This window comes from Solitalea agri, assembly GCF_023914155.1.
Taxonomy (GTDB): domain Bacteria; phylum Bacteroidota; class Bacteroidia; order Sphingobacteriales; family Sphingobacteriaceae; genus Solitalea; species Solitalea agri.
This window is the reverse complement of record NZ_JAMWYS010000009.1, coordinates 1-13,234: the sequence shown is the minus strand read 5'-3', so window position 1 is coordinate 13,234 and position 13,234 is coordinate 1. Positions and strand designations below refer to the sequence as shown.

Below are 13,234 nucleotides of genomic sequence, written 5' to 3'. Positions count from 1 at the left end.
TGACCCGGTTGTATAGTTTTATTATTGATTCTGATTAGAATTTATAAGCCAAAGTAGTAGTAAACTGACGAGGAGCTATTGGATTAACACTATAGTTCTCGTGAACGATATAATTCAATTCATTGGTAATGTTTGATACTTTTCCTAAGATTGATAATTTCTTGTAGGTGTAACCCAATGACAGATCAAAGGTGGTGAAGCCATCGACAGCAAATAAGCGGTTTTTAGGTTGATCTTTAGGCGATTTTGGTGGCACATAGCCATAGGTGTTATTCCATCCTGAATTACGCTCTCCTGTATAGAAACTTGAGAAACCAACTCTCAAGCCATTTAAGAGCGAATTTGAAAAACTATAGAAAATAGTACCGTTAGCAGTATGAGCAGGCATGTTTACTAAACGGTCACCTTCAAAAAAGCTGCCTACTACTTTTTGTTCTGCAAGGGTTTTGGTATAGCGCATATCATTATAACTATAGCCTGCAATGAAATTTAAACCTTTGGCAATTGTTCCGGTTACATCAACTTCAACACCTTTACTGGTGGTCTCTCCTGTAAGTTCCTTAACGTTTGCATCTGAATTGGCAGTTCCATCGGCTTTAAATTGTGCCATTTGAGCTAAATTGCTGTTAACAATTCTATATACAGTAACGTTTACAGATAAGCGACCATTGTAGAAATCATTCTTTACACCAATTTCATATTGGTCAATAGTTGATGGATCAAGGTTGTTATTATTGATATCCACTCCTGAGTTAGGCACAAAGTTATTCGAGTAACTTGCAAATACTGAAGTTGATTTTAAGGGCTGGTAAACAACACCAAATCTTGGTGAAAAGGCTTTATCTACCTTATCAGGAGTGGTAGTTTTTGTTTGATTTCCAGATGCTAAATTGTAAACATCACCGGTAATTACTTTCTGATACGACCATCTTAAGCCTGCCAGCACTTTAACTTTTTCAGATATCGAAACCAGGTCCTGAACAAAAATGCCAAAACGGTTAGTCGGAACTTCTGTTCTTAATGAATCAGAGGTAACCGGCATATCGGTACGTAAAGTGTATTTAGATGGCTCAAAAAGATTGATCTTGTCGTATGCTGCTACAAATTTCTTGAACGTATAGGTGATATTATTATAACGTTCAGCATCTGCACCAACTAATAACTTATGTTCAATCTTTCCCGTTTTTGTGTCAGCTGTTAAGTTTAGCTGTGAAGTATAATAGTTTTCATTCGTTTTAGTACGTGTTAGGGTTCTGTCCCAGTCTCCATTACGATCTGCTTGAATGCGTTCTGTTGAGAAATAATTACGGTCAAAGTTTTGATACGACAACTGACCGTTTAATTTCCAAATATCATTAAACTGATGATTTACTGTTGCATTGGCTGTAGTTTGTTTTGCTTTGTTGTACGCCCATGGTGCGTTAAATGTACTGTTACGAGCAATAGTGGTAGGAATACTACTTGTTTCACCATTACTTATTGTGCCAATTCCAAAGTCAGGGGTTAAATCTGCATTTAAATAATCTCCTTGAACCAATACATCAGTTTTATTAGTGATTTTGTATAAAATAGATGGATTTACATAGATACGTTCTGATTCAATTGAGTTTCTATAACTTTTTGAATGCTCATACGTAGAAATTGCTCTAAATGCTACTTTCTTACTAATTGGTCCGTAAACGTCAATTATAGGTTTGTAAAAATCATAGCTGGCAGTACGCATCGAAACTTCACCACCAAAATTAAACTTAGGTTGTTTGGTAACCATATTAATAACTGCACCTGACGTAACGTTTCCGAACAAAAGAGCAGAACTTCCTTTTAGCACCTCAACTTGTTCAAGAGTACTTGCTTCAGGAATGACAGAAGAGTTAGAACGGGCGCCATTTTTAAAAATATTATTAGCTCCAAGGGCATAGCCACGCGCAATAAATGTTTCAGAGGTAGTTCCTCTTGTGGTACCTAAAGTCACACCATTTACATTTTTAATGGCGTCACTTAATTTATTTACCTGTTGTTGTTCAATAACTTTGCTATCCACAATTGCTACTGCTTGAGGAAGATCCATAGGAGCTATTTCGATTTTACCGATTGTAACAGGCTTTTTGTTAACTCCTTTTGCTCCGGTTACCACTACTTCGGCTAGTTTACCGGCAGTTTCTGTTAAGGTTACTTCAACTGTTGATGTTTGACCTGCAGTTACCGTTATAGCTTTTTCTTGTGTACTTAGGCCTACAAAACTTACTATTATTGTATAAGAACCCTCTTTAATGTTTTTTAACTGAAAGAAACCCGATTCGTTGGTAAAGGTTCCTCTATTTAATTCTTTTAGACTTATGTTAACAGAAGCAGCAGGATTTCCATCACTGGTTTTAACTGTTCCAGAAATAATACCGTTTTTGATTTGTGCCTGCGCATTGAAGCCTAAAAATAATATCAGCATAAAGCTCAATGCATATGCTAGAGAGGTTGATTTGTAGATATTGGAGTTCATATTGAAGTACTATTTGTATTAAATCTAAATTAAGCGCAAAAGTATAAATCAAATTTAATCCAGCAAAATTATTTGTAATTAATCTAAATAGAAGTATTGAATGAGAATGGTGAATAGATAAGGGTAAACGATGCATTACTCAATTATAAATTTAAAATCAAGGGCGCTCGTTGACTGCCTGCTGCCATCTGCATACTGAAGATTGCCGACTGTTTCGTCGTAAACCGTTTTTTTTCCTACTTTTGCGCTTCGCCTAAAAGCGCTGAAACAAATGAAAATTTCTTATAGCTGGTTAAAACAATACATAAATACAGAATTAAGTCCCGAGGAAATTTCAAAGATTCTTACCAATACAGGTTTAGAAGTTGAAAGCCTTGAGAAAATACAAACCATTCCGGGCGGATTGGAAGGATTGGTAATTGGGCATGTGACTTTTCGTGATAAGCATCCAAATGCCGATAAATTAAGTGTAACCAAAGTAAATGTTGGAGGTGAACGCGAATTAGATATTGTTTGCGGAGCTCCAAATGTTGCAGCGGGCCAAAAGGTAGTGGTAGCAACTGTTGGTTGTACAGTGCATCCTTCATCAGGTGAGCCTTTCGAAATTAAGAAAGCTAAAATCCGTGGAGAAGTTTCTGAAGGAATGATTTGTGCCGAAGATGAGATTGGTTTGGGAGAATCTCATGCTGGTATTATGGTGCTTCCGGAAGATGCTCCAATTGGAATGCCGGCCAGAGAATACTTTAAAATTGAAGATGATTATTGCTTTGAGATAGGTTTGACCCCGAATAGGGTTGATGCCGCTTCTCATATTGGCGTTGCTAAGGATATCGCTGCTGTTTTAAAAAGTAAAGTGATACTTCCTTCGGTAGATAACTTTGCAGTTGATAATAAAGAGTTAAGCATTTCGGTAGAAGTGATTGATCACGAGGCTTGTCCGCGATATTCAGGAGTTACTATTTCAGGTATTACAGTTAAAGATTCACCTGATTGGCTGCAAAATAAACTTCGTGTAATTGGTGTTCGTCCGATCAATAACGTAGTTGACGTGACCAATTATGTATTGCATGAAACGGGGCAACCATTACATGCTTTTGATGCTGCTGAGATAAAAGGCAATAAAGTTATTGTGCGTGATGCAATTGAAGGAGAGAAATTCATTACCCTTGATGGTGTTGAGCGTACCTTGTCTTCAAAAGATCTGATGATCTGTAATGCTGAAGAAGAAATGTGTATTGCCGGAGTTTTCGGTGGATTACATTCGGGAGTAAATGAAAGTACAAAAGCGATCTTCCTTGAATCTGCTTACTTTAATGCGGTTTCTGTTCGTAAAACAGGGAAAAGACATGGTTTAAAGACTGATTCTTCTTTCCGTTTCGAACGCGGTACAGATCCGGATGCAACGGTTTATGCCTTGAAACGTGCTGCACAATTGATAAAAGAAGTGGCTGGCGGTTCAATTTCTTCGGATGTGATCGATATCTATCCAACTAAAATTCAAAAAGCAGAGATAGAAGTTTCATATAAAAACATTCACCGTTTAATAGGTAAGCAACTTTCTATTGATGAAATTAAGTCGATTTTAGTGGCTTTAGGAATCGAAATTCTTGCTGAAAACGCAGATGGTTTAAAAGTAAGCGTACCAACCAACAAAGTGGACGTTACTCGTGAGGTGGATATAATCGAAGAGATTTTACGTATTTACGGTTATAACAATATCGAAATTCCAACGGTATTGAATTCTTCCTTATCGTTTGCTGTAAAACCTGATCGTGAGAAATTGCAACATGCAGTTGCTGATTTCTTTACTTCAAATGGTTTTAATGAGATCATGTCTAATTCATTAACCAAATCAGCTTATAGTCATTTAACAACCACCATCAATCCTGATGAAAATGTGGCGATGTTAAATCCATTGAGCAGTGATTTGGATGTAATGCGTCAAACTTTATTGTTTTCGGGCTTAGAGGCTATTGCCTACAATCAAAATCGTAAAAACGCCGATTTGAAGTTATATGAGTTCGGTAAAATTTACAAAGAGGTTGAAGGTAACTTTGCTGAAGAATCTAAATTAGCATTGTTTATTACCGGCCGTAAAGAAATTGAGCAGTGGAATGCCTTAAAAGACAGCGCTGATTATTACCAGTTGAAAGGCTTTGTAGATGCAATTTTAACTAAGCTAAAGGTTGCTGTAGCATCATCTGAAGTTGTTAAGAATGACTTATTTTCAGAAGCTTTGGCCTACAAAAAAGGAAAGAATGTTATTGTGCAGTTTGGCCAGGTGAGTAAAACCATTTTGAAGAAAATGGATATTGATAAGCCTGTTTACTTTGCTGATTTCAATTGGGAGTACATGGTTAAAGTTCAGTTAAATAATAAAGCTGAATATAAAGAAGTGGCTAAGTTCCCTGCCGTTCGTCGCGATTTATCAATGTTGCTTGATAGCTCATTGAATTTTGCGCAGTTAAAAGAACTGGCGTTTCAAACCGAGAAGAACCTTTTGAAAGAGGTTAATATTTTTGACAAATACGAGGGCGACAAATTGCCAAATGGTAAAAAATCGTATGCATTAAGCTTTGTTATTCAGGATGAGGAGAAAACCCTGACTGATAAACAAATTGATGCAGTAATGCAAAAATTAGTGACCGGTTTTGAAAAGCTAGGTGCCGAAATTAGAAAATAAGTTTGTTGGTTATTAGTTATTAGTAATCTCATTTATATATTTAGGGTGTGAGTTAATTAGCAGTTAACTACAAACCATTAACCAAAAATAAATGGCTGATCTGGTAAAAACACTTGAACAACTCCAGCAAAAGATGCAGAAACTAATGGTGATGCATGCAAAACTTCAGCAGCAACATGCATTGTTGATTGAAGAGCTGGAACAGGTTAAGGTAGAATCAGAAGGCCGGAAAGTTCAAATTTTGGAGTTGGAAGACAGGGTAAAAGTTGCCCGTTTAGCTGCTTCTATATCAGGCGGTAGCGAAAAGGCTCTTGACATCCAACAAAAAATTAACGAATTTGCGAAAGAAATAGACAGGTGCATAGCACTTTTGGCTAAATAAACTCGTGATTTAATGCTCAAATGGGAGAAATTTCCATTAAAATAAATATTGCCGATAGGGTTTATCCGTTGCGAATTAACGCTTCGGAAGAGGAAACTGTGAGAAAGGCCGCTAAAGAAATCAATGACCGCATAAAAATGCTGATGCAGAATTATGAGGTTAGTGACAAGCAAGATTTACTATCGATGTGTGTGTTGCATTATGCAACAGCTGCACTAAAGTTCGATGGTAAAAACTTAATTGAGGATAATGGCATCTCTGAAAAAGTAGCTGAATTAGACCATCAGCTGTCACAGTTTTTATCAAGTCAGTAATTTTTCGAGCGACTAAAAATAGGTTTAACCGCAGTTAAATTTATATAATCACTTTTTGTTTGGCCAGGTGTAATTTCCTGTAAAGTGTTTATATAGTTTTAGTTGCGGTTTTTTATTTTAAAAGTAGAATGGATATTATTTTATATGCAGTATTGGCGCTAGTAGCAGGTATCGGAATCGACCGGTTTTTGTTACGTCGGCTATTCAAAAGCCAGGAAGTGATGGCCAAAAATAAGGCTAAACAATTCCTGAAAGAAGCAGAAGCGCAGGCTGAAATCCTTAAAAAGGATAGATTATTGGAGGCAAAAGAGAGGTTCCTTCAGCTTAAAGCCGAACATGAAAAGGAAATCAATCAGAAGAATCAGGTTGCGGCACAGAGAGATAACTCTTTGAAACAAAAAGAGCAATCGCTTAATCAGAAAATTGAAAACCTTAATCGCAAAGACCAGGAGTTGGAAGCGGTAAAGCAAAATTTGACCAAGCAGTTAGAGATTGTTGAGGGCAAGAAAAAAGAGGTTGAAGAGCTTAAGAATGATCATGTTTCTCAACTAGAGAAGGTTGCTGGTTTAACAGCTGCTGAGGCTAAAGAACAGTTGGTAGAGCAGTTAAAGGATGAAGCAAAGTCGCAGGCTATGGCTTCAATTAAAGATGTAATTGAAGACGCTAAACTAACTGCTACCAAAGAAGCTAAAAAGATCGTTGTTCAAACTATTCAACGTACCGCTACCGAGGCTGCAATTGAGAATACTGTTTCAATTTTTAATATTGAAAGTGATGAGATAAAAGGTCGTATTATTGGTCGCGAAGGCCGTAATATTCGTGCCTTGGAAGCTGTTACAGGCGTTGAGATCATTGTTGACGATACCCCCGAAGCAATTATCCTTTCTTGTTTCGACCCTGTTCGCAGAGAAATTGCCCGCCTGTCGTTACACCGGTTGGTAACCGATGGTCGTATTCACCCGGCTCGTATTGAAGAAGTGGTTGCCAAAACTAAAAAGCAATTGGAAGACGAGATTGTGGAAATCGGCGAACGTACTGTTATTGATTTAGGAATTCATGGCCTTCACCCGGAATTGATTCGTATGGTGGGTCGTATGCGCTACCGTTCATCTTACGGTCAGAATTTGTTACAGCACTCACGTGAGGTGGCAAATCTTTGCGCTACCATGGCTGCTGAACTAGGTCTAAATGTTAAGTTGGCTAAACGTGCCGGACTTTTACATGATATTGGTAAAGTACCAGAAGATAATCCGGAGATCCCTCACGCATTATTAGGTATGCAACTGGCTGAGAAATTTAAAGAACATCCTGATGTTTGTAATGCTATTGGAGCTCACCACGACGAAGTGGAGATGACCAGCATTATCTCACCAATTATTCAGGTTTGTGATGCCATTTCAGGTGCTCGTCCGGGAGCTCGTCGCGAAGTAGTTGAAAGCTATATTAAGCGTCTTCACGATCTTGAAAACCTTGCTTTATCATATCCTGGTGTTGAAAAAACGTTCGCTATTCAGGCTGGACGTGAGCTACGTGTAGTTGTTGATTGTGATAAGATCTCAGATCAACAGGCTGAAACACTAGCATTTGATTTGTCAACTCGTATTCAAACCGAAATGACTTATCCGGGTCAGATTAAAGTTACTGTTATCCGCGAAAGCCGTTCGGTGGCATACGCAAAATAGAATTAAGACTTAGTTTAATCAGTTATAACAATAAGGCCCGGCAATTTGTCGGGCCTTATTGTTATTTACAGAATTATATTAAATTAGGATGCTATAAATGTTTAACCAATCATTAATAAAACAACCAATTTTAGAAGATGGCCGCAACCTCAAAATCAACTGCAAACGCTCCAAAGTTAGTCGATCAGTATTTCGATAAGTATGCTGAAAGTCATCAGAATAAAACCAATAAACTCATTCACTGGATCTGTGTCCCATTAATTATGTTTAGTTTGATTGGTTTATTATGGAGTATACCTGTTCCATGGGACTATAAGTTTTTGAACTGGGCAAGTTTTTTGATAGCGTTCTCATTGTATTATTATTGGCGCTTGTCGCAGCCACTAGCCTTGGTAATGGTGGTGATTATAGGTGCTTTTTCGGCTTTATATGTATTTATTGAGCAACAAATTGGTTTGTCGGGCTTGGCCATTATTTGCGCAGCTATTTTTGTAGTTTCATGGATATTCCAATTTATCGGTCATAAAATTGAAGGTAAAAAGCCTTCGTTTTTAGATGATGTTAAGTTTTTATTGATAGGCCCTATCTGGTTGCTCCATTTCATATTTAAAAAATTGGGCATAGCTTACTAGTTATAAATCTCGCAAGGAATATAAAAGGATAATCAGGTTTCAATAATTATTGAAACCTGATTATCCTTTTGTTTAATACTTTCTTGGCGTGGCTTTATGCGTTACTGACCTCATTTTATTAGAACGTTAACTTAAAATGTACTGTTAAATACAATAAATAAAACTTGAGTTAATAATTGTATAATTTTTCATTATTATTTAAAATGCTGACAGTTAATTGTTTGTAGTTGTTTTTTGATTTCACTTAACATTGATGTAACCAATAAGTAAAACAAGGTTAATTGATAGTTAACATCAGCTTAATGTGCCCCATATACTTTTGCCTCAAACAAAAATTAGGTAAAAGTGAAAAAATTCTCCATTTCAAAGATTTTCCTTTCGATGACTTTGATAATGCTCACTGCAATTAGTGCATGGGCGCAAAACGGTAAAATTATTGGTAAGGTTAGTGATAAAAGCTTTAACGAACCTATTGCAGGTTTACCGGTAGTGGTTAAAGGTTCTCAGAAAGTTGCACCCACGAATGTTGATGGCCGTTATGAGTTAAGTTTGGCTCCGGGCACATATACCCTGGAATTTAAATACATCAGTTATAAAACAAAAACAGTTGCTGAAGTTGAAGTTAAAGCTGGTAAAGTAACCGAGCTTAACGTGGTGATGGATGATGCCGCTACAGAACTTGGTGAGGTAGTGGTAACTTCATCATATAAAAAAGAAACTGTAAACGCGCTTTATTCATTACAGAAGAATAACATCAGCATTTCAGATGGTATTTCGGCTGAGATTATAAAAAAGACTCCTGATAAAAGTACCAGTGATGTTTTAAAACGAGTAAGTGGAACAAGCGTTCAGGATAATAAGTTTGTTATTGTTCGTGGTTTAAATGATCGTTATAACGTTACAACCCTTAATAATTCGTTAATGTTAAGTACAGAGCCTGATAGAAAAGCTTTCTCATTTGATGCAATTCCTTCAAATTTGGTTGAAAATGTAATGATCAATAAAACGGCTTCTCCTGATATGCCTGGTGATTTTGCTGGCGGTATTGTTCAAATTACCACCAAGGACATTCCGGATGAAAACTTCATTACCATTAACTTAGGAACTGGGTTTAATTCTCAATCAACCTTTAAACCTTTTAAAGGAAGTAAGAAGGGTAAGTTTGATTGGTTAACTATTGAAGATGGAACCAGAGAGCTGCCTTCAACAATTCCTTCGCAAGTAAATTCAAGCTATAGCAATGAACAGCGCTATCAATTTGGTCGCGACCTTCAGAATGATTGGGGGGTGCTTAACCAAGGAAATGGTATTCCTTCTACAGGTTTGCAATTTACTTTGGGTAATAACAAGAAGTTTAAGAATAACTCTATTCTGGGTTCAGTGTTTTCTTTGTCGTATCGTTATCAGGAAAATTTAACAACTACCGGACGCGGTGATTATGATAATATTGGTCAGGTTTACAATTATAACGATGACCAATTTAAATACTCATCAGCTTTAGGTGGTATTTTTAACCTTGCTTATACTTATAAGGACAATAAAATTTCTTTAAAGAATTTCTACAACAGAAATCTTGATAACGCACATACTGATCGAACAGGTGCAAATTATGATGGTACTCCTTCTTCAGTTCTTGGAAATACTGAATATACGTCACAAAAGGGATTTTGGTCTTCTCAACTTGAAGGCGAGCATTTAGTAGGTGCGAGTAATATTAAATTAGATTGGAACCTAAACTATACCAATGCTCGTCGGTCGGAGCCTGACCTGCGCCGAATGCTATACTCTAAGCCTTTAGAGGATGTTGATGATCCTTCGGTACCATATACTGCCAGTGTAGGAGGTTCTCCATCTCCAAACTATGGAGGGAAGTTTTATTCTGATTTAAAAGATGATGTTTATGGTGCAAACGGCTATATATCCGTTCCTTTTACATTCCTTAAGAATAAAAGTTTGCTGAAGTTCGGTTACATGGGCTATTATAAGCAACGTGATTTTTCTTCAAGAGTACTTGGTTATATAACTTCCAACGGATTTGAGTACAATCTGCTTTCTTTACCACAGGATCAAATTTTTGATGATGCCAATATTCGTCCGGGAGGATTTCAATTAGGCGAACTTATTAATGGAACCTATAAATATGCTGCTGATGCTAATTTAAATGCAGGGTACCTTATGTTCGACAATAATCTTTCAAAAAAGGTAAGATTGGTATGGGGATTACGCACAGAAGCTTATAATCAAAGCTTAAAAACCCGTACTATTGATAATCTGCATGCTCAACAATATGATTTATCTAAGTTTGATTTATTGCCATCGGCAAATTTGACTTATAAGGTAAATGATAAATCAAACGCACGTTTAGCTTATTCAAGAACAGTTTCTCGTCCAGAGTTCAGAGAAGTATCGCCTTTCTCTTTTTATGATTTCTCAATATCTACCACTATTTATGGTAATCCGAATCTTACTTCAAGTAATATCAATAACGTTGATGTGAAGTACGAGTGGTATCCATCTGCAGGACAAGTATTATCCATTTCAGGATTCTATAAAGGGTTTGCAAATCCTATAGAGCAGGTGGTTGTGCCAGGATTAAGTGGGGTGAACCGTGCACGCAGCTTTCAAAATGTTGATAAAGCAGTTAACTACGGTATAGAAGCCGAAATTCGTAAAGATCTTACTTTCATTTCGAAAGCGGCTTGGGCCCATAATTTTATCGTATTTGCTAATGCTTCTTTAATTGATTCCAAAGTTGATGTACTCGATTCGAAACGTAATATAATAGGAAGTCGTCCGCTTCAGGGTCAATCACCGTATCTGATCAATGCCGGCTTGCAATTTAGTGGAATGGAAAATTCATTAAATATGAGCTTGATGTATAATCGAATAGGCAGACGGATTAACGAAGTGGGTGTTCCGGGTGAGTATGAAGATGTTTATGAGAATACTCGCGATGTAGTTGATTTTCAGGTTAGCAAAAAACTATTTAAGAGTAATGCTGAATTAAAACTAACAGCTTCGGATTTATTGAATCAGAAAGCCTCATTCTATCAAGATGTTAATAAAAGTAAGTCATTTGATAAGTCGGACAATGTTATTGGGTCCTCAGTTTTTGGCAGAAGTTTCTCCTTGGCCTTTTCATATACCTTTAAATAACAATCACTTTTACCACTATTTTTTGATTGTAATTGGGGCCGAAGTATTCGGCCCTTTTTTTATTAACCAAAAGAATAAGAGGTGTTATTGCTTAACAAATTGTTAACGAAAGGATGCTTTACATATAATCAATGCTTAACATTTAGGTAACAGCTTGACTCTATGTTTGTATCAAATTCAAAGAAGCAAAATGAAAAAGAAACATTTATTAGCGATTTTAACATTAGGTATTGGAGCATTAGGTTTTGCTTCATGTAGTAGTAGTAATGACGATCCTACTCCTGAACCACCTATCGTTAATCAGGAAATTACTGGCGAAATTACTCAGAGCATTACTTATAAACGTGGATCATATGTTTTGAAAGGCTTTGTATATATTAAGAATGGCGCAACCGTTACTTTCGAGCCAGGGTCAGTTATTAAAGGTGATAAAGATTCTAAAGCAACAATCATCGTAACTCGCGGTGGTAAATTAGTTGCTAATGGTACTGAATCAGATCCAATTGTATTTACATCTTCTCAACCTGCCGGACAACGTGCTCCTGGTGATTGGGGAGGAATTATTTTATTAGGTAAAGCTCCTATCAATATTACTGGTGGAGAAGGTATTATTGAAGGTGGTGTTGATAATGTGACTGGAGATGGTAAATACGGAGGTTCAGATGCTGCCGACAATTCAGGTTCATTAAAATATGTTCGTATCGAATATCCTGGGATTGCGTTCCAGCCTGGAAACGAGATTAATGGATTAACTTGCGGTGGTGTAGGTTCTGGTACCACATTAGAACACATCCAGGTTTCATTTTCAGGTGATGATAGTTTCGAGTTTTTTGGTGGAACTGTAAATGCTAAATATTTAGTTTCAGTTCACGCTACTGATGATAACTTCGATTTTGATAATGGTTTCTCAGGAAAACTTCAATTTATCGTTGCTCAACAAGACCCCGCATATGCCGATAACGCTGGCACCGGTGCATCAAACGGTATCGAATCTGATAATGATGCTAACGGTACTACCAATGCTCCACTTACCCGTCCTGTAATTTCAAACATGACTTTAATTGGTGCTAACTCTACTGCAAATACTCACCACGCAGCTGGTAACCACTGGAGAAGAAGCTCTAAATTAGTTGTTCGTAACTCGGTTATTACCGGTTTTGCAACTACTGGTGTTATAATTGAAAGTGATAATACTGCAGCTTCATTAAAAGATGGTTCATCTGAATTCAAAAATAACCTGGTATTTGGTATTGCTAAGCCTTACGGGGTAAAAAGCACAACTGCTGCAACTTACGTTGATGATGCAGCATTAGCTTCAGCATTGGCTCTTTTAGGTAATACTGCTCTTACTGCAGCCGCAGACGCAGGTATTGAAGATGCATTTAACCAAACTGCTCCTAACTTCTTGCTAAAATCAGCCTCTGTTGCTAAAACAGGTGCTAGCTTTACAGGTTTAGACAGTTTCTTTACGCAGGTAAATTACAAAGGTGCTTTTGATACTACTAACTGGACTTCTGGTTGGGCTAACTTTAACCCACAAGCAACTACTTATTAATAGATACTCGAAAGAGTAAGATTTAATATTAATCGCAAAAGTGAGAGTCATATGATTTCTCACTTTTGTTATTTTACAAGCTTTTGTAATTGATTATGAAAAACAGAATTTATCTACTTTGTTGTAAAGGATGATTCTTTGTTATTAACTTACTTAGAAGAATATCGGTCTAATTTTAAAAATAACGTTTTTTACTATCAAGCTTTTTAAGAAAGAAATATGGATATAAACAAGAAAGAGGCTGTCTCAAAAGGGACGGCCTCTCTCTATTTTCAGGGGTTATCAACAAGTTAAAGCAGGATTTGTTGAAAGAAAAAGAGGGCCAGAAAGCCCTCT

Annotated in this window: 8 protein-coding genes; 7 read left to right on the top strand and 1 reads right to left on the bottom strand. The window is 36.8% G+C overall.

The window, feature by feature from the left end; genetic code table 11:
- Positions 1-34: 34 nt before the first annotated feature.
- Positions 35-2,494, bottom strand: a complete 2,460-nt coding sequence (locus tag NF867_RS02490; protein ID WP_252585966.1) for a TonB-dependent receptor — start codon at positions 2,492-2,494, stop codon at positions 35-37.
- Positions 2,495-2,765: 271 nt separating this feature from the next.
- On the opposite strand from NF867_RS02490, the gene pheT reads away from it, so the two are divergent.
- The 7 genes from pheT (at position 2,766) to NF867_RS02455 (ending at position 12,898) form a co-directional block, all read left to right on the top strand.
- Positions 2,766-5,177: a phenylalanine--tRNA ligase subunit beta gene (gene pheT / locus NF867_RS02485; RefSeq protein ID WP_252585964.1), complete on the top strand. Its 2,412-nt coding sequence runs from the start codon at positions 2,766-2,768 to the stop codon at positions 5,175-5,177.
- Between the two features lie 91 nt (positions 5,178-5,268).
- Complete coding sequence (locus NF867_RS02480) at positions 5,269-5,559, top strand: hypothetical protein (protein ID WP_252585962.1); 291 nt, start codon at positions 5,269-5,271, stop codon at positions 5,557-5,559.
- Between the two features lie 20 nt (positions 5,560-5,579).
- Positions 5,580-5,873, top strand: a complete 294-nt coding sequence (locus NF867_RS02475) for a cell division protein ZapA (protein WP_252585960.1) — start codon at positions 5,580-5,582, stop codon at positions 5,871-5,873.
- Positions 5,874-6,001: 128 nt separating this feature from the next.
- A complete protein-coding gene (gene rny / locus NF867_RS02470; protein ID WP_252585959.1) occupies positions 6,002-7,555 on the top strand; it encodes a ribonuclease Y in 1,554 nt (517 codons plus the stop codon).
- Positions 7,556-7,692: 137 nt separating this feature from the next.
- Positions 7,693-8,187: an Mpo1 family 2-hydroxy fatty acid dioxygenase gene (locus tag NF867_RS02465; RefSeq protein WP_252585958.1), complete on the top strand. Its 495-nt coding sequence runs from the start codon at positions 7,693-7,695 to the stop codon at positions 8,185-8,187.
- Between the two features lie 345 nt (positions 8,188-8,532).
- The gene (locus NF867_RS02460) at positions 8,533-11,343 is read left to right on the top strand and encodes a TonB-dependent receptor (protein WP_252585957.1); all 2,811 of its coding nucleotides are present in this window, start codon (positions 8,533-8,535) and stop codon (positions 11,341-11,343) included.
- A 190-nt stretch (positions 11,344-11,533) separates the two neighbouring features.
- Positions 11,534-12,898 (top strand): hypothetical protein, encoded by a 1,365-nt coding sequence (locus NF867_RS02455; protein WP_252585956.1) that lies wholly within the window; start codon positions 11,534-11,536, stop codon positions 12,896-12,898.
- Positions 12,899-13,234: the final 336 nt, after the last annotated feature.

Excerpts from the sequence above, each read along its gene's own strand:
- rny (WP_252585959.1), top strand. The coding sequence starts at position 6,002 with ATGGATATTATTTTATATGCAGTATTGGCGCTAGTAGCAGGTATCGGA.
- pheT (WP_252585964.1), top strand. The coding sequence starts at position 2,766 with ATGAAAATTTCTTATAGCTGGTTAAAACAATACATAAATACAGAATTA.
- NF867_RS02465 (WP_252585958.1), top strand. The coding sequence starts at position 7,693 with ATGGCCGCAACCTCAAAATCAACTGCAAACGCTCCAAAGTTAGTCGAT.
- NF867_RS02480 (WP_252585962.1), top strand. The coding sequence starts at position 5,269 with ATGGCTGATCTGGTAAAAACACTTGAACAACTCCAGCAAAAGATGCAG.
- NF867_RS02475 (WP_252585960.1), top strand. The coding sequence starts at position 5,580 with ATGGGAGAAATTTCCATTAAAATAAATATTGCCGATAGGGTTTATCCG.
- NF867_RS02490 (WP_252585966.1), bottom strand. The coding sequence starts at position 2,494 with ATGAACTCCAATATCTACAAATCAACCTCTCTAGCATATGCATTGAGC.
- NF867_RS02455 (WP_252585956.1), top strand. The coding sequence starts at position 11,534 with ATGAAAAAGAAACATTTATTAGCGATTTTAACATTAGGTATTGGAGCA.